The organism is Microbacterium neimengense (genome assembly GCF_054782995.1).
Window position 1 is genome coordinate 533,045 of the sequence record NZ_BAAGRK010000003.1, and the last position, 22,248, is coordinate 555,292.

Here is a 22,248-nt window from a genome sequence, read left to right on the forward strand (position 1 = left end):
GAGCCGGGGTCAGATCTCGTCGATGGACGAGGACTCGAACCGGCTGGAGATGTTGATGCCGAGCTCCTCCGCCGCACGGAAGGCGTCGTCATCGGTGTCGCGCAGGTTGACAGCCGTACCGTCGGCCGAGAGGACCTCGACGTTCAGGCAGAGCGACTGCATCTCCTTCATGAGCACCTTGAAGGACTCGGGGATACCGGGCTCCTGGATGTTCTCGCCCTTGACGATCGCCTCGTACACCTTGACGCGGCCGAGGATGTCGTCGGACTTGATCGTGAGGAGCTCCTGCAGCGCGTAGGCGGCGCCGTAGGCCTCGAGGGCCCACACCTCCATCTCACCGAAGCGCTGGCCGCCGAACTGTGCCTTACCACCCAGCGGCTGCTGCGTGATCATCGAGTACGGACCGGTCGAGCGCGCGTGGATCTTGTCGTCCACGAGGTGGTGCAGCTTCAGGATGTACATGTAGCCGACGGAGATCGGCGCCGGGAAGGGCTCTCCGCTGCGACCGTCGAACAGCGTGGTCTTGCCGCTGGAATCGATCAGTCGCACGCCGTCACGGGTGGGGTTCGTCGAGTCGAGCAGACCCGCGATCTCCGACTCGAACGCACCGTCGAACACCGGGGTGGCGACCTTGGTGCCGGCGGGGGCCTCGAAGGCCTCCTTCGGCAGGTTCGCGGCCCACTCCGGGTTGCCCTCGACCTTCCAGCCCTGCTGGGCGATCCAGCCGAGGTGGAGCTCGAGGACCTGGCCGAAGTTCATTCGACCGGGGATACCGAGCGGGTTGAGGATGACGTCGAGCGGCGTGCCGTCGGCGAGGAAGGGCATGTCCTCGACGGGGAGGATCTTCGCGATGACACCCTTGTTGCCGTGGCGGCCGGCGAGCTTGTCGCCCTCGGTGATCTTGCGCTTCTGGGCGATGTAGACCACGACGCGGCGGTTGACGCCCGAGCCGAGCTCGTCGTCGCCGTCCTCGGCGTTGAACTCCTTGACCGCGATGATCGTGCCCTGCTCGCCGTGGGGCACCTTCAGGGAGGTGTCACGGACCTCGCGGCTCTTCTCGTTGAAGATCGCGCGCAGCAGGCGCTCCTCGGCGGACAGCTCGGTCTCACCCTTGGGCGTGACCTTGCCGACGAGGATGTCACCGGGGCGGACCTCGGCACCGATGCGGATGATGCCGCGCTCGTCGAGGTCCTTCAGCAGGTCGGGGCTCACGTTCGGCAGGTCGCGCGTGATCTCCTCCTTGCCGAGCTTCGTGTCGCGGGCGTCGACCTCGTACTCCTCGATGTGGATCGAGGAGAGGGTGTCGTCCTTCACGAGCTCCTGGCTGAGGATGATCGCGTCCTCGAAGTTGTGACCCTCCCACGTCATGAACCCGACCAGCAGGTTCTTGCCGAGGGCGAGCTCGCCGTTCTCGGTCGCGGGACCGTCGGCGATGACCTCGCCGGCCTCGATGCGCTCACCGGCCGAGACCACCACGCGCTGGTTGTACGACGTGCCCTGGTTGGAGCGGTCGAACTTGCGCAGGAAGTAGTCGTCGGTGCCGCCCTCATCCGTCTGGATGGTGACGACGTCGGCGGAGACCTCGGCCACCACACCGGAACGCTTGGCGGTGACGACGTCACCGGCGTCGACGGCGGCGTAGCCCTCCATACCGGTTCCGACCACGGGGGACTCGCTGCGAACCAGCGGCACGGCCTGGCGCTGCATGTTCGCACCCATGAGGGCGCGGTTCGCGTCGTCGTGCTCGAGGAAGGGGATCAGCGAGGTCGCGACCGACACCATCTGGCGCGGGGAGACGTCCATGTAGCCGATCTCTTCTGCCGGGAAGAGGTCGACCTCGCCGCCCTGGCCGCGGCGGGCGAGCACTCGCTCGTTGGCGAACTTGCCTTCGGCGGTCAACTCGACACCGGCCTGAGCGACGATGAAGTCGTTCTCCTCGCTGGCGGTGAGGTAGTCGATGTCGGTGGTGACGCGACCGTTCACGACGCGGCGGTACGGGGTCTCGATGAACCCGAACGCGTTGATGCGCGCGAAGGAGGCGAGCGAACCGATCAGACCGATGTTCGGGCCTTCCGGCGTCTCGATCGGGCACATGCGGCCGTAGTGCGAGGGGTGGACGTCACGGACCTCGACGCCGGCACGCTCACGCGACAGACCGCCGGGGCCCAGCGCCGACAGGCGACGCTTGTGAGTCAGACCCGCGAGCGGGTTGTTCTGGTCCATGAACTGCGACAGCTGCGAGGTTCCGAAGAACTCCTTGATCGCCGCGACGACGGGACGCACGTTGATCAGGGTCTGGGGCGTGATCGCCTCGATGTCCTGCGTGGTCATACGCTCGCGGACGACGCGCTCCATGCGCGACAGACCCGTACGGACCTGGTTCTGGATGAGCTCGCCGACCGCGCGGATGCGGCGGTTGCCGAAGTTGTCGATGTCGTCGACGTCGATGCGGATCTCCGCCTTCTTGCCGGCGCGCACGCCCTCGAAGGTCGTGTCGCCGCGGTGGAGGCGGACGAGGTACTTGATGGTCGCGACGATGTCGTCGACCGTGAGCACCGAGTCGGTCAGCGGGGTGTCGAGACCGAGCTTCTGGTTGATCTTGTAGCGACCCACCTTGGCGAGGTCGTAGCGCTTGGACGAGAAGTAGAAGTTGTCCAGCAGCGCACGCGCAGCCTCGGCGGCGACCTGCTCACCCGGACGGAGCTTGCGGTAGATGTCGCGCAGCGCGTCTTCCTTGGTGAGGATCGTGTCCTTCTCGAGGGTCTCCTCGATCGAGCTGAAGCCCGCGAACTCGTTCATGATGTCTTCACTGGACAGGCCGAGCGCCTTCAGGAAGACGGTGACCGACTGCTTGCGCTTGCGGTCGATGCGCACGCCCACCTGGTCGCGCTTGTCGATCTCGAACTCGAGCCAGGCGCCGCGGCTGGGGATGACGCGAGCCGAGACGATGTCCTTGTCGCTCGTCTTGTCGGCGACGCGGTCGAAGTACACACCGGGCGAACGCACGAGCTGCGACACGACGACGCGCTCGGTGCCGTTGATGATGAACGTGCCCTTGTCGGTCTGGAGCGGGAAGTCGCCCATGAAGACCGTCTGCGTCTTGATCTCACCGGTCTGGTGGTTCATGAACTCGGCCTCGACGTAGAGCGGGGCCGCGTACGTCTTGCCGCGCTCCTTGCACTCCTCGATGGAGTACTTCTCGGGCTCGAGGTAGGGGTTCGTGAAGCTCAGCTGCATCGTCTCGCTGAGGTCTTCGATCGGGGAGATCTCCTCGAAGATCTCCTCGAGACCGCTCGTGGCCGGCACGTCGGTGCGACCGGTGGCCTGGGCCTCGGCGACCCGTGCCTTCCAGGCGTCGTTGCCGACGAGCCAGTCGAAGGACTCCGTCTGCAGCGCCAGCAGGTCGGGGACCGTCAGCGTGTCGGTGATCTTCGCGAAGGACAGACGCGAAGCGCCGCGTCCGTTCTTGGGGGTCTTGGTGGTGGGGGTGCTTGCGTGGGGCGCGGCAGCCAAGGGATAACCTCCATGGGCCCGGGCGGGGGCTCGTGATTCTGATGTCAGATGGAGTGCTCGATCTTCCCGACGCGTTCGCACCGCACGCCGCTATCTGCGGGGGCACGCACGCAGGCCGACCACCATATGAGGGCATGGGAGGAGGGAGCGCAAAGACCAACTATATGTCAGATGACGCGCCGTGTCCAGTCGAATTCTTGACGAGTTTCGCGACCTGCGGTATAACCGCGCGTCCACCCCGTTTGCACTCATCCGACCGTCCTGATCCGCACGCGGGTACCGGGCCTCGCCTGCGCGAGCCGGTCCAGGGAGTCGGCCGTGGCGACGGCGATGACCGGGTACCCGCCGGTCACCGGACCGTCCACCCCGAGCACGACCGGTCGCCCGTCCGGCGGCACCTGCAGCGCTCCGGGAACCATGCCCTCGCTCGCCAGCTCCCCCGTGCGGATGCGGGTCAGCCCGGGCCCCTCCAGCCGCACGCCGATGCGATCAGCGGCCGCGGACACGTGCCACGGGCCGGCATTCAGCGTCCGCCCGGCGTCGGCCGCGAACCAGTCGGCACGCGGCCCCGGCACCACCTCCAGGGTCACGTCGCCCGGGGCGGGCGCCGTCCACGTGACCGCGTCGATCGGCGGCACCTCACCGGCGATCTCCGCCCCCGTGGCGATCTCGTCACCCGCGGCGAGCGGGGCGGGGCCGAGGCCCGCGAGGGTGTCGGTGGCGCGGGAGCCCGCGCTGCGGGGCACGTCGATGCCGCCGCGGACCGCGAGATAGGCACGCAGGCCCGAGGCGAGGGGGCCGACCTCGAGCACCGAGCGCGCTGGCCAGAACAGCGCGCGGTGCGGGTCCGCCTCTCTGCCGTCGATGCGTATCGCACCCAGCCCGCCCGTCACCGCGATCCATCGATCGGCGAGCGCCGTGGCCCGGAACGGCCCCACCAGGATCTCGACGACCGCGGCCATGCGCGCTGAGCCGACGAGGCGATTGGCGAGGGCGGCCGCGCGACGATCGGCCGCTCCGGACACGGCGATTCCCATCGCACCGGCGCCGGGGCGCCCGAGGTCCTGGATCGTCGCGAGCGGCCCGGGTGCCTCGATGCGCAGCGCCGGCGCACCCGTGACCGCCGCCCTCGGCGGTGCGGAGAGCTCGACGCGCGCCCGCTCGGGCCGGAAGCGCACACGTGTCCCGGCGGTCAGCAGCGCCGGAACGGCCGCATCCGGATCGAACAGCGGGGCTGTCGTCGTGCCGATGAGGCGCCATCCGCCCGGCGTCGCCCGCGGATAGATACCCGTGAATCCCGCGGCGAGCGCGACGGTGCCGGCGGGCACGCGCGTGCGCGGGGCGTCCAGGCGAGGGACGTCGAGGCCCCACCCCTCCCCCACGAGATAGGCGAATCCCGGAGCGAACCCCGTGAACCCGACCCGCCAGGGCGTGCGCACATGCCGCTCGACGAGCTCGGTGGGCGACACCCCTGCCCAGCTCCCCGCGTCGGCCAGGTCGATGCCGTCGTAGACGGTGGGAATCGTCACCTCCGGGGCGTCGCTGTCCGCCCGGGGTGCGACCGCATCCGTCGCCGCGATCCACGCCCGCAGCGCCTGCGCCGCAATGCGGCGCGGGTCGAAGCGGACGAGCACCGTCCGCGCCGCGGGGACGAGCTCTTCGACGCCGTCCGGAGCGGATGCGACAAGAGCCGCGTGCAGGCCCAGCACCGCATCCAGGTCGTCGAGCTCGATGAGCAGGCCGCCCGCCCCGAAGGGCAGGACGCGCCGCCCGTCGCTCACCACGGCGCCCGCACCTCGACCCCTGCCGCCGCCAGTGCGGCGCGCACGGCCACGGCCATCTCCACCGCTTCGGGAGTATCGCCGTGCAGGCACAGGGAGACCGCCTCGGCGCGCACGACGGAGCCGTCGACCGCGACGACCTCGCCCGTGGTCGCCAGGCGCACGGCCCGCCGGGCGACCTCCTGCGGATCGTGGAGCAACGCCCCCGGCATGCCCCGGGGCACGAGCGTGCCGTTCGGCAGGTACCCGCGGTCGAGGAACGCCTCGCCGAAGAACGGGACGCCCGCATCCGCCGCCGCTTCGCGCAGGCGCCCTCCGAGTCCCAGCACGGGCACGGGTCGGCCGAGTTCGGCGGCGAGGGCGGTGACTTCGGCGACGACCGCCGACGCCGTCTGCGGATCGCTGCCTGCCGCGTGGTACAGCGCACCGTGCGGCTTCACGTAGCGGATGTCGGCACCGGCTGCGCGCAGCGCGCCCAGCTGTGCGGCGAGTTCGCCTCGAAGTCGGGCGGGCGCGATCCGCAGGGCCTGTCGCCCGAAGCCGGCGCGATCGGGATACGAGGGGTGCGCGCCGATGGCGACGCGCTGCGCCGCGGCGAGGGCGACCGCGGCGCGCATCGCGTCGGGGTCGCCCGCGTGGCCGCCGCACGCGACGCTGGCGCTGGAGATCACCGCGAACATCGCCGCGTCGTCCGCGGTGGGCTCGCCCTCGACGGTCTCGCCGAGGTCCGCGTTCAGATCGATCGAGGGCATGTGCACACGGTAGTGCCGCCGTACTGTGGAGTCATGGCCCGCGCGCGCTACGAGCACGTCTCGCATCCGGAGGCGAGGCTGTCGGACGGTTCGATCGCCCGCATCGCACCCTCGTCGTTCACGAGCGGATTCGAGCTCGACGTCGCCGGCACCCCGCAGTCGCACGTCGACCTCGACGATCCGACCCACCTACACTTCGAGTACATCGGACGGATGGCGGCCGTCATCGACCAGCTGCGGCTGCCCGGTCAACCGCTCACCGCGGTGCATCTCGGCGGGGGCGCTCTCACGATTCCCCGCTACATCGCCCACACGCGCCCTGGTTCGCGTCAGCAGGTCATCGAACTCGAGCAAGCGCTCGTCGATCTGGTGCGCGCGAACCTCCCGCTGCCACGTGGCGCGCAGATCCGGGTGCGCATCGGGGACGCCAGGGCGGGGCTCGCACGGCTGCCCGACTCGCTGGTGGGCAACGTCGACCTCCTCGTGTCGGATGTCTACGCCGGGGCCCAGACGCCCGCGCATCTGACCACCGTGGAGTTCTACCGCCAGGCCGCGCGCCTGCTCGCCGCGGACGGCGTGCTGCTCGTCAACGTCGCCGACGGCGCGGGCCTCGCCTTCGCCCGACGTCAGGTGGCGACCGTGCGGGAGGTACTCCCGGAGATCGCGCTGCTCGCCGAGGTGCAGACGCTCAAGGGGCGACGCTTCGGCAACCTCGTGATCGCCGCATCCGCCGCGCCCCTGCCGACGGCGTGGCTGCCGCGCCTCATGGCGGCGGGGCCGCATCCGGCGAAGGTCGCGATCGGTGCGGAGCTCGACGAGTTCGTACGCGGCGCGGTCCCCGCGACGGATGCGACCGCCACCCCCTCGCCCAAACCCGCCGCATCCCTCTTCGAACTCTGAGCGCGGCCTAGGCGCGCCCGCTCTCCCCTCGCCCTCTCCCCTGACCGCGAGACTGCATCTCGAGCACGAGATCACTGTGTTTACCCGTGATCTCGTCATGGAAATGCAGTCTCGCGGGGGAAGGCGGGCGGGGTGGGTGCGGCGTGCCTGAAGCGCCGAGCGGCACAGGTCGGCGACACTGGATGCGGCGCCGGCACGAAGGGAGCAACGTGAGCTATATCAGGGGGCACCACCCGGAGACGCTGCGTGAGATCGTCGACGAGCGGGAATGCCTGGAGCGGCTCGAAGAGATCGGCTCGCAGCGGAGCCTCGCCGCGCTGATGGAGCGCGTCTGGCTGTTGAAGGTGACCGGCCAGCTCGACGAGGCACTCCTCGTGGCCGAGCAGACGGTGCGCACCGCGCGCATGGCCGGCACCCGCAAGGATCTGCTGCGCGCCCGCATCCTGCACGCCACCGTCCAGCAGGAGCGCGGACAGTTGGGCGCCGCGGCGCACGAGCTCACGACCTGCGCCGAGGAGGCCGAAGGTCAGGGCTGGGCGGGCATCGCCGCCTTCGCCTATCAGCACCGCGGCAAGGTGCACCTGGACGGCGAAGACCTGGATGCGGCCCGCGCCGACTTCAAGCGCACGCTGTTCCTGCGCCAGCAGGCCGGGGCACCCGAGGATCAGCTCGAGACGACGCTGCTCGCCATCGACACGGTCGATCGCCGCCGCATCGCGGCGAGCGTCGCCAGCTGAGCCGCCCGCTGTCCGCGGCTCGATCTACGCTCGTCCCATGTCGGATCTGCAGCGCGTGCGCGTCTGGGCGGAGGCCCTGATCGCTCTGCACCTGGATGACGGCTGGAGCTTCGGTTTCGACAACGCAAAACGTCGCGCCGGTCTCTGCGACTACACGAAGCGCCGCATCAGCCTGTCGCGCTATCTGAGCGCCCGCTACGACGACGACACCAACCACCAGACGCTCCTGCACGAGGTCGCGCACGCGCTGGCAGGCTCCGCCGCAGGGCACGGGCCAGCGTGGAAGCGGGTCGCCCGCGAGCTCGGATACGTGGGCGGCGCGACCCACCACGGCGAGACGGCGACGGACCTCGCCCCCTGGGTAGGCGTGTGCCCCAACGGACACGTCGTCTACCGGCACCGCAAGGCGACCCGTCCGACGTCCTGCGCGAGCTGCGCGCCGCGCTACGACCCGCGCTTCGCGTTCACCTGGACCAGGCGCGAGATCACGCGTGCCGCGCGGATGGCGGCGTCCACGCCGCGCTGAGGCCTCACGCCGCGACGAAGACGCCGTCCCGCAAAACCGGCACCGCGGACGCGGCATCGAGCGTCGCCGCGGACAGCACTGCCTCGCGCGCCCCCGCCTCCAGCAGCGCCTGTCCGCTCGCGCTCGCCGTGAGCAGGTGCCGCACCGCGCTCTGCAGGCCGCGGAACGACTCGCACGCAGCTGCGGCCTCGGGCGAGGTGTGGTCGAGACCGAGCGCTCCGAGCGCGTCGATCACGGCCCCCGCGCCGAGCTGATCCTCGACCGCGACGCGCCAGCCGGCCGCATCCGTATCTCCCGCGGCGATCACCGCGACGGAGGTGCGCGCACCGCGATCCTGCTGCTCCGCCAGCACCGCGGCGGCGACGGACGCTGCGTTGCGCAGGGCCCCGAGCAGCACGACCGCGCCGGCATCGCGAGCGGCCCGGGCGAGCTCGGCGACCCCCGTCTCGGTGAGCGGGACCGCGCTGCCGGCGGCGACCGCATCCACGACCTCGGTCGACGCGGACAGCACATCCACGATCACGACCACGTCGGATGCGGCGAGCCGGCGCACCCCCGAAGCTCCCCACTCGAAGCGGATCTGGTAGCGCGACTGGTCGGTGAGCTCGGGCATCCCTCCAGCGTAGGGCGACCCTGCTGCGGCGCAGAGCCGCGTGACGTTGCGAGACGCGCGGGGCAGACTGGTGCCATGCGCATCCTGCTGAAGTTCGTCATCGACTGCGATCCGGATGCGGCATGGCGGGCGCTGCATTCACCGCGCGCCGTCGCGGAGCTCTACGGTCCGTTGATCGACATGCAGCCCCTCAGTCCGCTTCCGACCAGCTGGGAGAGCGGCCAGGACGTCGCCGTGGGGCTCTTCGTCGGCGGACTCCTGCCCCTCGGTTCCCAGCTCATCTCGGTCAGCGATCGCGCAGTCGACGAACTCCGCGGCCCGGTGCGGATCTTCCGCGACTCGGGGGCGCCGCTGACAGGTCCCCTCGCGTCGCTGGACGTGTGGGACCACCAGATGGCGGTGAGCCCCGCGGGATACGGCCGGACGCTCTGGCGCGAGCGGCTCGTGATCGAGGGTCGGACCGCCCCGCTGTTCTGGCCGGTGCTGTGGGCGACGTGGCAGTGGCGGGCCTCCCGCATCCGCGCGCTCGCGCCCTCGTGGGCGCACGATCCGGAGGCCGCCGCCTCGGCCTGAGCGGGTCCGCACGCTCCGGAGCGGACCCGCTCCACGGCTCACGCCTCGGCGAGCGCCTCGATGGGGGCGACGCGCGTGGCGAGCCGGGTCGGCACGACCGCGGCGACCAGGGTGAGCACGGTCGTCGCCGCGACGATCACGAGCACGGGGATCGGCGGGATGGCCGGCAGCACGAAGGTGGGCTCGGGCGGACGGGTGGGATCAACCGGAACAGAGCCCAGCAGCGACTGCGCCCCGGCCCACCCGTACACGATGCCGAGCAGCAACCCGGTCACGGTGGCCGCGATCGTGATGTGAGCGGCTTCGCGCAGCACCATGGCGCGCAGCTGCGCGTTCGAGACCCCGAGAGTGCGCAGCAGGCCGAGCTCCCGCCGCCGCTGCACCACACCCAACGTCAGCAGGTTGATCAGGCCCACACCCGCGATCACGGCGGAGACGGCCACGAGCCCCATCATGACGGCGGAGAAGGTGTCGAGCACGCGCGACATGTCGTCGTCCAGGACTCCGCCGCCGGCCGCGGTCAAGACGGCCTTCGTGGAGGCGATCGCGACGGCGAACATCGTGATGAGCGTGACGCCCATGACGACACCGATCGCCATCCGGCTCGAGCGCTCGGGGTAGCGCAGGGCGTTCTGTGCGGCCAGCCGCGACATGGCCGAACGGCCGAAGATCGAGCCGACCAGGCGCAGAACGGGCGGCATCACGAGCGTCGCACCCAGCGCGAGCCCCGTGAACGACAGCACGCCGCCGAAGAAGGCGACGACCACGCCCGTGGGGCTGAGGAGCCCGAAGGCGATCCCGCCGCCCAGCAGGAGCGCACCCAGCACCAGCAGGGCGAGCGCCGTGACATTGCGTCCGGTGCGCCGTGCGGCGCGAGCGTAGGGCGCCTCCACCGACCCGCCGAGGGCCTCGAGCGGCGTGACGGTGAGCACCCGCCGCGATCCCGCCCATGCGGCAGCCCACGTGGTGAGCGCGACGATCACCGCGGGGACGACGAGCATCGGCTCCACGGGCGTGAAGGAGACGTCAAGGCCCAGCATCCAATCGGCTGCTCCGACGCCGATGATCGCGACCAGCGCTCCGCCGACGAGACCGACGAGCGCACCCATCGTCCCCACGATCAGACCCTGTCGCGCCAGCTCCGTGCGCTGTGAACGCGCGGAGGCGCCGATGAGGCGGAGGAGGGCGATCCGGCGCGTCCGGCCGGCGACGACCGTGGCGAAGGTGTTGGCCGTGACGACCGCTGCGACGTACACCGCGACACCCACCAGCAGGATGGTGAGGAAGCTGAGCACGAAGGCGAGCGTGCCACTGTCGCCGATGTAGGGATCCGCGCGGAGGAGGGCCGCGATGTACCCGGTGGCGGAGATGAGGATGACGCCGAACGCCGTGGAGATGGCGGAGACGAGGATGCTCGCCCCCATCCCGCGCTCGCGCAGCCATGCGAGGGGCGCTAGCCCCCTCCCCGAGGCGGGCAGCACGACGGCGCTCACGCGACGGCTCCCTGCTCCGCGGCGAGCATGAAGGCGGCGATCTGCTCCGCGCTCTGCCCGCGGTGATCGGCGACGACACGGCCGTCGCCGAGATAGATCACACGGTCGGCGTGGCTCGCGGCGATCGGGTCATGGGTGACCATCGCGATCGACTGTCCGTGCTCCCGGCTCGCGGCGCGCAGCAGTGCCAGCACCTCGCGCCCGGTGCGGGAGTCGAGGTTGCCGGTCGGCTCGTCGGCGAAGAGCAGATCGGGTGCCGTGGCGAGGGCGCGGGCGATGGCCACTCTCTGCTGCTGCCCGCCGCTGAGCTCGTGGGGCCGATGCGTCAGACGCGAGCGCAGCCCGAGCGTCTCGACGAGCATGTCGATCCGCGCACGCTCCATCGCCGACGGGCGACGGTCGTCCAGGTCGAAGGGGAGCGTGATGTTGCCGATGACATCCAGCGTCGGCACGAGGTTGAAGGACTGGAACACGAAGCCGACTCGGCGGCGCCGCAAGACGGTCAGCTCGCGATCGCCGAGGCCGGTGATGTCGGTGTCGCCGATCCACACCGACCCGCTCGTCGGGGCGTCGAGGCCGGCCATGATGTGCATGAGCGTCGACTTGCCGGAGCCGGAGGCGCCCATGATGGCGGTGAACTCGCCGCGGCGGATGCCGACCGCGACGTCGTCGAGGGCGCGGACGGCGCCGGCGCCGCTGCCGTAGGTCTTCGTGAGCCGCGAGACACGCGCGGCGAGGCCGAGTTCGCTGGAGGAGATGTGCATGTCTCCGACGCTATGAATCCGGGGGGATCGGCCGCGTCGCCCGCCCGGCGTATCCGCATCCCTCTGGCGGATGATTCGCGCGAGGGAGGCGCACCTCTGGAAGCGGTCAGACAAGGCCGTGCTCGAAGGCGAAGACGACGAGCTGCACGCGATCGCGCAGGGCGAGCTTGGCGAGGATGCGGCTGATGTGGGTCTTCACGGTCGCCTCCGACAGGAACTCCCGCTCCGCGATCTCGGCGTTGGAGAGCCCGCGGGCGGCGAGCGCGAAGATCTCCCGCTCGCGGTCCGTCAACGCCTGCCAGGCGGGCGGGGTCGCGACGGCCGGAGGAGAGAACTGCGCGAACAGGTCGCGCGTCGCGCTCGCGGCGATGACGGCGGAGCCCGCGTGCACCGTGCGGATGGCTGCGAGGAGGAACTCGGGATCGGCGTCCTTCAACAGGAACCCGCTGGCGCCCTCACGGATGGCGCGCGCCGCCGCCTCATCCAGATCGAAGGTCGTCAGCATCACGATGCGCGGTGCGTCGGGATCGCGCAGCAACTCCGCCGTGGCCGCCAGGCCGTCGAGGCGCGGCATCCGGATGTCCATCAGCACGACGTCGGGGTGCTCGCGGCGCACCACCTCGATCGCCTCGACGCCGTCGCCGGCCTCGCCCACGACGCTCAGATCGGGCTGAGAATCCACCAGCATCCGGATGCCGGCACGGAAGAGCGCCTGGTCGTCGACGAGGACGACGCGCACCGGAGCACTCATGCCGCGGCCCCGATCGGCAGGTACGCGTCGACGACGAAGCCCTCGTCGGTGGCACCTGCGAACAGCGTTCCGCCCACGAGCTGCGCGCGCTCGCGCATGCCGACGACGCCGTGACCGCCAGCGTCCTCGAGGATCCGCTGCGGGTCCCGAGAGGGGGGACGCAGCGCGTTGCGCACGGTTGCTCGCACGTGATCACTCTGCCACGCGAGCCAGACCTCCACCGGGCCGTCACCGTGGCGCAGGGCATTGGTGAGCGCCTCCTGCAGGATGCGGAAGACGGCCAGCTGCACGGCCGCCGGCACGTTCTGAGGCGGCACCGGCGCGATCTGCACCCGCAGATCCACGCCGGCGGCATGGACCTGGGCGAACAGGGCGTCGAGATCCGCCAGTGTCGGCTGCGGCCCGGCCCCCTGCTGATGGCGCAGCTGCGTGAGCAGCAGGCGCACATCCGTCAGCGCGGAACGCGCGGTGGAGGAGATCGTCCCGAGCGCGGTCGTGGCGGCGGCCGGATCGATCGCCGCGGCGTAACGGGCGCCGTCGGCCTGGGCGATCACCACCGCGAGGGAGTGCGCCACGATGTCATGCATGTCGCGGGCGATCCGCATCCGCTCGGACTCGATCGCCACCTGCGCGCGCGCCGCATCTCTCGCCTGCCGGGTCTCTCTGGCGCGAGCCGCGGTGCGCACCAGCGCGCCCGCGGTCCACGACAGCCCGAGGGCGAACAGCGCCGCCAGCATGACGAACACGGCCAGCGGCAGATTGCGCCAGTCCAGACCCGACGAGACCACGTAGGAGTTGACGAAGACGAGGTAGATCGCGATGGCCGCGGAGCCCGCGACCGCGGAGGAGAAGCCGATCCAGAACAACAGCCGCGTCCCGTAGGCGGCGGTCGCGTAGAGCACGACGAAGATCGCGATGTTGCTGAGCATGGGCTGCAGCCCCAGCGCCATCTGTGCGAGCGCGCTCACCCACGCGACGGCCAACGCCAGGAACGGCGAGAACCGGCGCAACCCCAGTGCCACCGCCATACCGAGGGACACCAGCACGCCCCACACCTGATCGCCGGAGGAGGGCGTGTAGAACAGGAACCCCGTGACGCCGAAGAACCCGAACGCGAGGACGGCGTCGACGAGCCACTGCACGGGCGAGAGCTGGCGGAACACTCTGACACGCTACGCGGACGCCGGCGGCACCCGCATCCGTCCAGCGATGTATCCCGCGCTCAGCGACCGCTCGCGCGTGCGGCTGCGGCGAGAGCTGCCGCCGCCCCCTGGGCGTCACCGGGCGAGATGAGCCCCGCCGTCACGCGCACATGGGGTGCGTGCGCCTCCCCCGCCACGAACGGCGCCCCCGCAGCGACCACGATCCCGGCGGCGGCGAGTTCGACCAGGGCCGCTCGCTCATCGAGGACGGGCACCCACAGGTTGATCCCGTCCGGCGGCACGAGCGGGATGCCCTCTCGCCGCAGCGCCCCCACCATCGCCTCCTGCCGGTCCCGGTAGGCGAGGCGGGCGCGCTTCACGGCGGCCACGGAGTCCGGTCGGGTGAGCATGTCCAGCAGCACGCTCTGCAGCAGTCGCGACGTCCACCCCGGCCCCAGCATCCGCCGCGCGATCACGCGGTCCAGCACGCGGGCAGGGCCCCCCATCGCGGCGATGCGGAGGTCGGGCCCGTGGGACTTCGAGAAGCTGCGCACCTGAACGACCTGATCGGGCAGCCAGCGGGCGAGCGTCACCGCGGGCGCCATCGCGATGAGCCCCGAATGGTCGTCCTCGACGACGAGCACCCGGTCGCCGTCGCGAGCCGCGCGGATCGCGCCCGCGAGCTGCTGGGCCCGCATCGAGGTCATCGAGGCTCCGGTCGGGTTCTGCGCCCGCGGCTGCAGCAGCACCGCCGACGGATGCCGGGCGAGTGCACGGGTGAGGGATGCGGGCACCATCCCCTCGTCGTCGACGTCGACCGGCACCGCCTCGGCCCCGAGCGCATCCAACAGGTCGAAGAAATAGGGGTAGCCGGGAGACTCGATCGCCACGCGGTCGCCGAAGCGCACGGTCTGCTCCATCACCCGCGCGATGCCGTCCATCGCGCCGTCGACGACCGTGAGCGTCTCCACCCGCGAGGGCCAGCTCTCCCGCAGGACATCCGCCAGCTCGGGAAGGACCGGGACATCGTGGTACCGCCCCGCTCCCGCCCGCAGATCGACACGCTCGAAGGCTGCGCCCAGGGGCGGCAGCAGGGCGGGGTCGGGCATACCGGACGCCAGGTCCCAGCCGGCGGGCGCCGCCCCCGAGAGGCCCTTCACGCGCGGGGTGAGCCAGGCGCGACGAGGCGCGCGCACGAAGCTTCCCGCCCTCCCCCGCGAAACGATGACGCCGGCGCGCGCGAGTGCCTGCCACGCCGCGCTGACCGTCGCCGGGCTCACCGAGAGCGCCGCGGCGACCTCGCGCACGGTGGGCAGACGGTCGCCGGGCGCGAGCACGCCGTCGGTCACCAGACGTCCCAGTTCGCGGGCGATCCCTTCGGGACTGCGCTCACCGGCCGCGGCGATCCGCGCCCCGACCGGGTCTTTCGCCGAATCAGTCACGGGTGCACCATTAACCATCACGTCACAGGCTGAAACCGAAGAGAAATGTTCAGTCAGAAAGATAACAGAACGGGGATGACCCGCCGGAGCCACTCCGGTCCCCGTCGCTGCGAGGGTCCTCCACGAGAAACGACCGGGAGGCGATGATGACGACGGTACGCGCAGCGATCACGCAGACGACGTGGACGGGCGACAAGGCGTCCATGCTCGACAAGCACGAACAGTTCGCTCGGGATGCGGCAGCCGCCGGCGCCCAGGTGATCTGCTTCCAGGAGCTGTTCTACGGCCCCTACTTCGGGATCACCCAAGACAAGAAGTACTACCGCTACGCGGAACCCGTCGACGGGCCCATCGTGCAGCGGTTCGCAGCCCTCGCGAAGGAGCTGTCGCTCGTGATGGTGCTCCCGATCTACGAGGAGCAGCAGACCGGCGTCTACTACAACACCGCCGTCGTGGTGGATGCGGACGGCTCGATCGCGGGCGTCTACCGCAAGAACCACATCCCGCACGTCGAGAAGTTCTGGGAGAAGTTCTACTTCCGTCCCGGGAACCTCGGCTACCCCGTCTTCGACACCGCGGTCGGCAAGGTCGGCGTCATCATCTGCTACGACCGGCACTTCCCCGAGGCGTGGCGCGAGCTCGGCCTGAACGGCGCACACCTCGCCTTCAACCCCAACGCGACCAAGCCCGGCCTGTCGAATCGCCTCTGGGAGGTCGAGCAGCCGGCGGCGGCCGTCGCGAACGGCTACTTCGTGCTCGCGCCGAACCGCGTCGGACGCGAGGACAACGAGTACGGCGACGACGCCGTCACCTTCTACGGCAAGAGCCAGATCGTCGACCCGCGCGGCAACTATGTGGGCGAGCTCGGCTCGGGCGAGCACGAGGAGATCCTCATCCGCGACCTCGACTTGGACCTCGTGCAGCAGATGCGCGACGACTGGCAGTTCTTCCGCGACCGCCGGCCCGACACCTACGACGAGATCACGGCCCCCTGAGAGGCGGAGCGATCATGACCACCACACTCATCACGGGCGGCACCGTCGTCTCCGCCACCGGTCGCGTGACGGCCGACGTCCTCGTCGACGGCGAGCGCATCGTCGCGGTGCTCGCGCCCGGCTCGCAGCTGCTGGGCAGCGATCTCACCGCATCCGTCGACGCCGTCATCGACGCGACCGGCAAGTACGTCATCCCCGGGGGGATCGACGCCCATACGCACATGCAGCTGCCCTTCGGCGGCACGAGCGCATCCGACACCTTCGAGACGGGCACGCGCGCCGCGGCCTGGGGCGGCACGACCACGATCGTCGACTTCGCCGTGCAGCGCACCGGCGAGCGCGTGCAGGACGGTCTCGCGCACTGGCACGAGCTCGCCGCGGGCAACTGCGCGATCGACTACGGGTTCCACCAGATCGTCGGCGGCGTGGATGCGGACGCGCTGGCGGCCCTGCCGGGACTCATCGACGAGGGCATCACGAGCTTCAAGATGTTCATGGCGTATCCCGGCGTGTTCTACGCGGACGACGCGCAGATCCTGCGCGCCATGCAGGTCGCCGCCGATACGGGTCTGCTCACGATGATGCACGCCGAGAACGGTCCCGTGATCGATGTGCTCGCCGAGCAGCTGGTCGAAGCCGGCAAGACCGGCCCGTACTTCCACGGGATCGCCCGCGCGTGGCAGGCCGAGGAGGAGGCGACGCACCGCGCCATCATGCTCGCGAATCTCACCGGCGCACCGCTGTACGTCGTGCATGTGAGCGCGAAGCAGGCCGTCGAGCAGCTCGCCACCGCGCGGGACAAGGGACAGAACGTGTTCGGCGAGACGTGTCCGCAGTACCTCTATCTCTCGCTGGAGGAGCAGCTGGGAGCCTCGAGCGAGCAATGGGGGGCGTTCGAGGGCGCCAAGTGGGTCTGCTCCACGCCGCTGCGCTCCCGGGCCGAGGGCCACCAGGACCACATGTGGCAGGCGCTGCGCACGAACGACCTGCAGATGGTGTCCACCGACCACTGCCCCTTCTGCATGAAGGGGCAGAAGGAGCTCGGACTCGGAGACTTCCGCGCGATCCCGAACGGGATCGGCTCCGTCGAGCACCGCATGGATCTCATGTACCAGGGCGTCGTGACCGGCGAGATCACCCTCGAGCGGTGGGTGGAGCTGACCAGCACGACCCCGGCACGCATGTTCGGCATGTACGGGAAGAAGGGCGTCATCGTGCCCGGCGCGGATGCGGACATCGTGATCTACGACCCCAACGGGCACACCTCGATCGGCGTCGACAAGACCCACCACATGAACATGGACCACTCGGCGTGGGAGGGCTTCGAGATCGACGGACACGTCGACACGGTCATCGCGCGCGGCAAGGTCGTCGTCGACGCGGGCCAGTACCTGGGCCGGGCGGGCGACGGCCGGTTCGTCAAGCGCGGCCTGAGCCAGTACCTGATCTGATGACACATCTGCGTTTCGTCTCGCTGCGCTCGCTCAACGACCGGGGGCAGAGCCCGCAGACCTCGCTCAACGACCGGAAGGTGTGACCCATGGACTTCGGCGTCGTCCTGCAGACCAACCCGCCCGCATCCCGCACCGTCCAGCTGTCGCAGCTAGCGGAGGCGCACGGCTTCAGCCACGTCTGGACCTTCGACTCGCACCTCTTGTGGGAAGAGCCCTACGTGGTGCACTCCGCCATCCTGAACGCGACCAAACGCATCACGGTCGGCCCCTTCGTGACCAACCCGGCCACCCGCGACTGGACCGTGACGGCATCCGTGTTCGCGACGCTCAACGAGATGTACGGCAACCGGACGATCTGCGGCATCGGACGCGGGGACTCCGCCGTGCGGGTCACGAACGGCAAGCCGGTCTCGATGTCGGAGCTGCGCGAATCGATCCACGTCATCCGCGAGCTCGCGAACTCGCGTCCCGTCGAGTACAAGGGCGCGACGTTGCAGTTCCCCTGGAGTCGCGGGTCGGAGCTCGACGTGTGGGTGGCCGCCTATGGCCCGCTCGCCCTGAAGCTGACCGGAGAGGTCGGCGACGGCTTCATCCTGCAGCTGGCCGACCTCGACATCGCGCGTTGGATGATCAAGGTCGTCAAGGATGCCGCCGCCGCTGCCGGCCGCGACCCGGACAGCATCGCGTTCTGCGTCGCGGCCCCTATGTACATCGGCGAAGACCGGGAGCACATGCGCGATCAGTGCCGGTGGTTCGGCGGCATGGTCGGCAACCACGTCGCCGACATCGTCGCGAAGTACGGCACCTCGGGCGAGGTGCCGCAGGCACTCACCGACTACATCGCGGGACGCACCGGCTACGACTACAACAGCCACGGCAAAGCGGCCAACGATCACGTCGACTTCGTACCGGACGAGATCATCGACCGGTTCTGCCTCCTCGGCACCGCCGAGGAGCACATCGCCAAGCTCGAGGCACTGCGCGAGATCGGAGTCACCCAGTTCGCGGGCTATCTGCAGCACGACAACAAAGAGGAGACGATGCGCGTGTACGGCGAGCGCGTCATCCCCGCCCTGGCCGAGCACATCACGGCGAAGCGATGATCACGCGCCGCGCGGCCGCCGCGATCTGGGGTGTGGTGGGCGTCGCGGCCGTCATCGCCCTCTGGGAGCTCTACAAGTTCCTGGGCCCGGCCGACGGCGTGACGATCGGAGGCGACGGATCGACCGGCAGCGGGGTGATGATCCTCCCGCGCACCCACGATCGCGCCATGCCGCACGTGTGGGAGATGGTCGCCCGGCTGTTCGCCTCGACGAGCGGCGGCGACACCCCGCCGCTGTGGGTGTCGGTCCTGTCGGCGGGAGGCGTCACGCTCGGCATCGCGGCGGCGGGATGGGTGATCGGCGTCCTCGTCGGCGGCATCCTCGCGATCGCGATGCAACGCTGGCGGCTCATCGAGTGGGGCCTGCTGCCCTGGATCGTCGTCAGCCAGACCGTGCCGTTGATCGCGTTCGCGCCTGTCGTGAACGCCCTCGGCGGGCAGTTGGCGCGCGAGGGGATCCCGTGGCCGCAGTGGCTGTCGGTCGCCGTCATCGCTTCCTATCTGGCCTTCTTCCCCGTCGCGATCGGCATGCTCCGCGGTCTGCAGGCGCCCGACAGCATCCATGTCGACCTCCTCCGCACGTACGCGGCGGGCTACGGGACGACTCTCTGGCGGTTGCGGCTGCCCGCGGCGGTGCCCTATCTGCTGCCGGCACTGCGACTGGCCGCCGCGGCGGCGGTCGTCGGGGCGGTGGTCGCGGAGGTGTCCATCGGTATGCGCGGAGGCATAGGACGCATGCTCATCCAGCTCGCCGGCCAGGCATCGTCCGATCCGGCCGCTCCATGGGGACCCACCTTCGGCACGATCGCGCTCGGGCTCGTGGCCGCCGCGTCCGTGGCCCTCGTGGGCGCAGGGCTGAAGAACTACCGCAGAGGCGAGGAGACCGCATGAGCACCGCACCCGCCGTCCGTGCCGCAGGCGTGGGCAAGATCTTCCCGACCCGGACCGGCGATGTCGTCGCGCTCACCGATGTCGATCTGGACGTCGCACCGGGCGAGTTCGTCTCGCTGATCGGCCCGTCCGGATGCGGCAAGTCGACGCTGCTGCGCCTGATCGCGGACCTCGACGCCGCCACCACGGGCGCCCTCGAGATCTTCGGCAAGCCGGCCGCCACCGCGCGGCTCGACCAGGACTACGGCATGGCCTTTCAACAGGCAGGTCTCCTCCCCTGGCGCACGATCGCCGAGAACATCGCCCTGCCCCTGGAGATCCAGCGGGTGACGAAGGCGGAGCGCGTAGCACGGGTCGCCGAACTCGCCGAACTGGTCGGCTTGACCGACTTCGTGCAGCGTTACCCCGACCAGCTCTCGGGCGGGATGCAGCAGCGCGTCGCGATCGCCCGCTCGCTCGCCGCGCGGCCCAAGCTGCTGCTCATGGACGAGCCGTTCGGAGCGCTGGACGAGATGACCCGCGAGCGGCTGCAGGCGGAGCTCACCCGCATCGCGGCCGAGACCGGTGCCGCCGTCGTCTTCGTGACCCACTCGATCCCGGAGGCGGTGTTCCTCTCGGATCGGGTCGTGGTGATGAGTCCCCGTCCCGGGCGCATCACGACCGTCATCCCGACACGTTTCGACCGCATCCGCGACGAGGCGCTGCGCGAATCGACCGAGTACTTCGCGAAGGTCACCGAGGTGCGCGAGGCCCTGCACGGAACGCCGGCGACCAGGGCGAACGAACGATGAGCACGGCGAGAGTCGATCGCCGGCTGCCCGCATGGCTCCGGGTCGCAGCGCCTGCGGGCGTCGCCCTGATCGGGCTGGCGGTGTGGGTGCTCATCGTCGATGTCGCCGATGCGGCACCGCGGATGCTTCCGAGCCCCTTCGCGATCCTCGAGGAGTTCTTCACCCGCTGGTCGATCATCGCGCCCGACATGGCGATCACCGGGACCAACGCTCTCGTGGGCCTCGTCGCCGGAACCGTGCTGGCGATCCTCCTGGCCGCGCTGGCGGCGTCCGCCAAACCGATCGACGGAATGCTCGCGCCTCTCGTGGCGGCGCTCGCCGTCATCCCGATCGTCGCTCTGACCCCCATCCTGAACACGATGTTCGGCGCCTCGAGCCAGTTCGGCCGGCAAGCCGTCGCCGCCATCGCGGCGTTCGTCCCCGTCTTCGTCAACGTGCTCCGGGGCCTGCGCCAGACCCGCCCCGTGCAGCGCGACCTGCTGCGCGCGTCCGCCGCTTCCCGCGCGCAGACATTCCGCTTCCTGACCCTGCCCACCGCCCTTCCCTACCTGATGTCCGGAATCCGCATCGCCGCATCCCTCGCGGTCATCTCCGCCCTCGTGGCCGAGTACTTCGGCGGGCCCGCCGACGGCATCGGCACCGCCATCGCCAGTTACGCGAAGTCGGGCCGCGCCGCTCTCGCGTGGGCATTCGTGCTCGGCGGCATCCTCATCGGCCTTCTCTTCTTCCTCGTGACAAGTCTCCTGGAGCGACTGTCGACGAGGCGGGCCCCGGTCTGACCGGAGGCGTTCCATCGCACCACCCGGCACCACCGAACCCGAAAGGAACAGCATGAGACACAGCATTCGACGCGCCCTCGTCGCCGTATCCGCCGTCGGCATCGCCTCGATGGCGCTGGCGGCCTGCGCAGGCGGAGACTCCGGCGCACCGGCCGCCTCCGGAGACCCCGATTTCGAGCCGCTCACCTCGGTCAAGCTGCAGCTGCAATGGCTGCCTCAGGCGCAGTTCGCCGGCTACTACGTCGCTCTCGACCAGGGCTACTTCAAGGAAGAGGGCTTCGACGACGTCGAGATCGTCCCCTCCGGCGGCGACATCGTCCCCCAGGACGCGCTCGTGGCCGGCGATGTCGACTTCGCCGTGGCGTGGGTACCCAAGGTCCTCGGCACCCTCGAAGCCACGGGGGCCGAGCTGACCGACATCGCGCAGGTGTTCCAGAAGTCCGGCACCCTCCAGGTCTCCTGGGCCGACAGCGGCATCACGTCCGTCGCCGACTTCGAGGGCAAGCGCATCGGCTCGTGGGGCTTCGGCAACGAGTGGGAGATCTTCGCCGCCATGGCAGCCGACAACCTCGACTCCACGTCGGTCTCGATCACGACGCAGGACTTCAGCATGAACGCGCTGCTGGACGGCGACGTGGATGCGGCGCAGGCCATGACCTACAACGAGTGGGCGCAGGTGCTCGAAGTCGTGAACCCCGCGACGGGCAAGCTCTACCAGCCGGAGGACTTCAACGTCATCTCCTACGAGGACACCGAGGGCGCCATGCTCCAGGACGCCCTCTGGGCCGACACGGCACGCCTGTCCGACGACCCCGCCTACGCGGACGCCGCCGTGCGGTTCCTGAAGGCCGTCACCAAGGGTTGGATCTTCGCCCGTGACAACCCCGAGGAAGCAGCATCCATCACCTACGACGCGGCGATCAACGCCGAGGCGGCCTTCCCCGTCGGCCCGGTGCACCAGCTGTGGCAGATGAACGAGGTCAACAAGCTGATCTGGACCGACAGCGACTTCGGCGTCGTGAACGAGGATGCGTGGAAGAAGACGGTCGCGGGCGCCCTCAAGGCGGTCAACCAGGACGGTCTGAACCTCATCACCGAGGAGCCCTCCGACACGGCGTACAGCAACGAGTACATCGAGAAGGCTCTGCAGGAGCTCGAAGCCGAAGGGGTCGCGGTCAAGGGCACCTACACGCCCATCGACGTGACGCTCACCGAAGGCGGTAAGTAGGATCCGCGGTGGGGGCGATGC

Annotated in this window: 20 protein-coding genes; 11 read left to right on the forward strand and 9 right to left on the reverse strand. The window is 70.2% G+C overall.

Annotation, left to right across the window (positions count from 1 at the left end):
• Positions 1 to 9 precede the first annotated feature (9 nt).
• From rpoB to ACYVJS_RS05305, 3 genes are all read right to left on the reverse strand, one after another.
• A complete protein-coding gene (gene rpoB / locus ACYVJS_RS05295) occupies positions 10 to 3,513 on the reverse strand; it encodes a DNA-directed RNA polymerase subunit beta (RefSeq protein ID WP_460738418.1) in 3,504 nt (1,167 codons plus the stop codon).
• A 248-nt stretch (positions 3,514 to 3,761) separates the two neighbouring features.
• The gene (locus tag ACYVJS_RS05300) at positions 3,762 to 5,294 is read right to left on the reverse strand and encodes a 5-oxoprolinase subunit B/C family protein (RefSeq protein WP_460738420.1); all 1,533 of its coding nucleotides are present in this window, start codon (positions 5,292 to 5,294) and stop codon (positions 3,762 to 3,764) included.
• A complete protein-coding gene (locus ACYVJS_RS05305) occupies positions 5,291 to 6,046 on the reverse strand; it encodes a 5-oxoprolinase subunit PxpA (RefSeq protein WP_460738422.1) in 756 nt (251 codons plus the stop codon). Before ACYVJS_RS05305 ends, ACYVJS_RS05300 begins: the two co-directional genes overlap by 4 nt.
• A 33-nt stretch (positions 6,047 to 6,079) precedes the next feature.
• Between ACYVJS_RS05305 and ACYVJS_RS05310 the strand changes: the two genes are divergently transcribed.
• The 3 genes from ACYVJS_RS05310 to ACYVJS_RS05320 all read left to right on the forward strand — a co-directional run bounded on the left by ACYVJS_RS05310 (position 6,080) and on the right by ACYVJS_RS05320 (position 8,209).
• Complete coding sequence (locus tag ACYVJS_RS05310; RefSeq protein WP_460738424.1) at positions 6,080 to 6,946, forward strand: spermidine synthase; 867 nt, start codon at positions 6,080 to 6,082, stop codon at positions 6,944 to 6,946.
• 209 nt (positions 6,947 to 7,155) lie between these two features.
• Positions 7,156 to 7,683 (forward strand): hypothetical protein, encoded by a 528-nt coding sequence (locus ACYVJS_RS05315; protein ID WP_460738426.1) that lies wholly within the window; start codon positions 7,156 to 7,158, stop codon positions 7,681 to 7,683.
• Between the two features lie 37 nt (positions 7,684 to 7,720).
• Positions 7,721 to 8,209, forward strand: a complete 489-nt coding sequence (locus tag ACYVJS_RS05320) for a SprT-like domain-containing protein (RefSeq protein ID WP_274286336.1) — start codon at positions 7,721 to 7,723, stop codon at positions 8,207 to 8,209.
• 4 nt (positions 8,210 to 8,213) lie between these two features.
• Here the strand turns inward: ACYVJS_RS05320 and ACYVJS_RS05325 are convergent, their stop codons facing one another.
• A complete protein-coding gene (locus tag ACYVJS_RS05325) occupies positions 8,214 to 8,822 on the reverse strand; it encodes a 2-phosphosulfolactate phosphatase (RefSeq protein WP_460738428.1) in 609 nt (202 codons plus the stop codon).
• Between the two features lie 75 nt (positions 8,823 to 8,897).
• Between ACYVJS_RS05325 and ACYVJS_RS05330 the strand changes: the two genes are divergently transcribed.
• Positions 8,898 to 9,395, forward strand: coding sequence for a hypothetical protein (locus tag ACYVJS_RS05330; protein ID WP_460738430.1), 498 nt, complete (start codon positions 8,898 to 8,900; stop codon positions 9,393 to 9,395).
• Between the two features lie 38 nt (positions 9,396 to 9,433).
• On the opposite strand, the gene ACYVJS_RS05335 is transcribed toward ACYVJS_RS05330, so the two are convergent.
• The 5 genes from ACYVJS_RS05335 to ACYVJS_RS05355 all read right to left on the reverse strand — a co-directional run bounded on the left by ACYVJS_RS05335 (position 9,434) and on the right by ACYVJS_RS05355 (position 14,987).
• On the reverse strand, positions 9,434 to 10,888 hold the full coding sequence (locus tag ACYVJS_RS05335) for an ABC transporter permease (protein ID WP_460738432.1): 1,455 nt from the start codon (positions 10,886 to 10,888) through the stop codon (positions 9,434 to 9,436).
• Positions 10,885 to 11,652, reverse strand: a complete 768-nt coding sequence (locus tag ACYVJS_RS05340; RefSeq protein WP_137418083.1) for an ABC transporter ATP-binding protein — start codon at positions 11,650 to 11,652, stop codon at positions 10,885 to 10,887. Before ACYVJS_RS05340 ends, ACYVJS_RS05335 begins: the two co-directional genes overlap by 4 nt.
• A 106-nt stretch (positions 11,653 to 11,758) precedes the next feature.
• Positions 11,759 to 12,403: a response regulator gene (locus ACYVJS_RS05345; protein ID WP_460738434.1), complete on the reverse strand. Its 645-nt coding sequence runs from the start codon at positions 12,401 to 12,403 to the stop codon at positions 11,759 to 11,761.
• Complete coding sequence (locus tag ACYVJS_RS05350) at positions 12,400 to 13,566, reverse strand: sensor histidine kinase (RefSeq protein ID WP_460738436.1); 1,167 nt, start codon at positions 13,564 to 13,566, stop codon at positions 12,400 to 12,402. The genes ACYVJS_RS05345 and ACYVJS_RS05350 overlap by 4 nt, the downstream gene beginning before the upstream one ends.
• A 59-nt stretch (positions 13,567 to 13,625) precedes the next feature.
• Complete coding sequence (locus ACYVJS_RS05355) at positions 13,626 to 14,987, reverse strand: aminotransferase class I/II-fold pyridoxal phosphate-dependent enzyme (protein WP_460738437.1); 1,362 nt, start codon at positions 14,985 to 14,987, stop codon at positions 13,626 to 13,628.
• A gap of 146 nt (positions 14,988 to 15,133) precedes the next feature.
• Between ACYVJS_RS05355 and ACYVJS_RS05360 the strand changes: the two genes are divergently transcribed.
• The 7 genes from ACYVJS_RS05360 (at position 15,134) to ACYVJS_RS05390 (ending at position 22,227) form a co-directional block, all read left to right on the forward strand.
• A complete protein-coding gene (locus ACYVJS_RS05360; protein ID WP_460738438.1) occupies positions 15,134 to 15,982 on the forward strand; it encodes a nitrilase-related carbon-nitrogen hydrolase in 849 nt (282 codons plus the stop codon).
• 14 nt (positions 15,983 to 15,996) lie between these two features.
• A complete protein-coding gene (hydA, locus tag ACYVJS_RS05365; RefSeq protein ID WP_460738440.1) occupies positions 15,997 to 17,433 on the forward strand; it encodes a dihydropyrimidinase in 1,437 nt (478 codons plus the stop codon).
• Positions 17,434 to 17,522: 89 nt separating this feature from the next.
• Positions 17,523 to 18,539 (forward strand): TIGR03842 family LLM class F420-dependent oxidoreductase, encoded by a 1,017-nt coding sequence (locus ACYVJS_RS05370; RefSeq protein ID WP_460738442.1) that lies wholly within the window; start codon positions 17,523 to 17,525, stop codon positions 18,537 to 18,539.
• Complete coding sequence (locus ACYVJS_RS05375) at positions 18,536 to 19,429, forward strand: ABC transporter permease (RefSeq protein ID WP_460738443.1); 894 nt, start codon at positions 18,536 to 18,538, stop codon at positions 19,427 to 19,429. Before ACYVJS_RS05370 ends, ACYVJS_RS05375 begins: the two co-directional genes overlap by 4 nt.
• Positions 19,426 to 20,220, forward strand: coding sequence for an ABC transporter ATP-binding protein (locus ACYVJS_RS05380; protein ID WP_460738445.1), 795 nt, complete (start codon positions 19,426 to 19,428; stop codon positions 20,218 to 20,220). Before ACYVJS_RS05375 ends, ACYVJS_RS05380 begins: the two co-directional genes overlap by 4 nt.
• The gene (locus ACYVJS_RS05385; RefSeq protein ID WP_307322483.1) at positions 20,217 to 20,999 is read left to right on the forward strand and encodes an ABC transporter permease; all 783 of its coding nucleotides are present in this window, start codon (positions 20,217 to 20,219) and stop codon (positions 20,997 to 20,999) included. The genes ACYVJS_RS05380 and ACYVJS_RS05385 overlap by 4 nt, the downstream gene beginning before the upstream one ends.
• A gap of 52 nt (positions 21,000 to 21,051) precedes the next feature.
• On the forward strand, positions 21,052 to 22,227 hold the full coding sequence (locus ACYVJS_RS05390) for an ABC transporter substrate-binding protein (RefSeq protein ID WP_460738448.1): 1,176 nt from the start codon (positions 21,052 to 21,054) through the stop codon (positions 22,225 to 22,227).
• Positions 22,228 to 22,248: the final 21 nt, after the last annotated feature.

Excerpts from the sequence above, each read along its gene's own strand:
- ACYVJS_RS05305 (WP_460738422.1), bottom strand. The coding sequence starts at position 6,046 with ATGCCCTCGATCGATCTGAACGCGGACCTCGGCGAGACCGTCGAGGGC.
- ACYVJS_RS05310 (WP_460738424.1), top strand. The coding sequence starts at position 6,080 with ATGGCCCGCGCGCGCTACGAGCACGTCTCGCATCCGGAGGCGAGGCTG.
- ACYVJS_RS05320 (WP_274286336.1), top strand. The coding sequence starts at position 7,721 with ATGTCGGATCTGCAGCGCGTGCGCGTCTGGGCGGAGGCCCTGATCGCT.
- ACYVJS_RS05325 (WP_460738428.1), bottom strand. The coding sequence starts at position 8,822 with ATGCCCGAGCTCACCGACCAGTCGCGCTACCAGATCCGCTTCGAGTGG.
- ACYVJS_RS05330 (WP_460738430.1), top strand. The coding sequence starts at position 8,898 with ATGCGCATCCTGCTGAAGTTCGTCATCGACTGCGATCCGGATGCGGCA.
- ACYVJS_RS05340 (WP_137418083.1), bottom strand. The coding sequence starts at position 11,652 with ATGCACATCTCCTCCAGCGAACTCGGCCTCGCCGCGCGTGTCTCGCGG.
- ACYVJS_RS05345 (WP_460738434.1), bottom strand. The coding sequence starts at position 12,403 with ATGAGTGCTCCGGTGCGCGTCGTCCTCGTCGACGACCAGGCGCTCTTC.
- ACYVJS_RS05360 (WP_460738438.1), top strand. The coding sequence starts at position 15,134 with ATGACGACGGTACGCGCAGCGATCACGCAGACGACGTGGACGGGCGAC.
- hydA (WP_460738440.1), top strand. The coding sequence starts at position 15,997 with ATGACCACCACACTCATCACGGGCGGCACCGTCGTCTCCGCCACCGGT.
- ACYVJS_RS05370 (WP_460738442.1), top strand. The coding sequence starts at position 17,523 with ATGGACTTCGGCGTCGTCCTGCAGACCAACCCGCCCGCATCCCGCACC.
- ACYVJS_RS05375 (WP_460738443.1), top strand. The coding sequence starts at position 18,536 with ATGATCACGCGCCGCGCGGCCGCCGCGATCTGGGGTGTGGTGGGCGTC.
- ACYVJS_RS05380 (WP_460738445.1), top strand. The coding sequence starts at position 19,426 with ATGAGCACCGCACCCGCCGTCCGTGCCGCAGGCGTGGGCAAGATCTTC.
- ACYVJS_RS05385 (WP_307322483.1), top strand. The coding sequence starts at position 20,217 with ATGAGCACGGCGAGAGTCGATCGCCGGCTGCCCGCATGGCTCCGGGTC.
- ACYVJS_RS05390 (WP_460738448.1), top strand. The coding sequence starts at position 21,052 with ATGAGACACAGCATTCGACGCGCCCTCGTCGCCGTATCCGCCGTCGGC.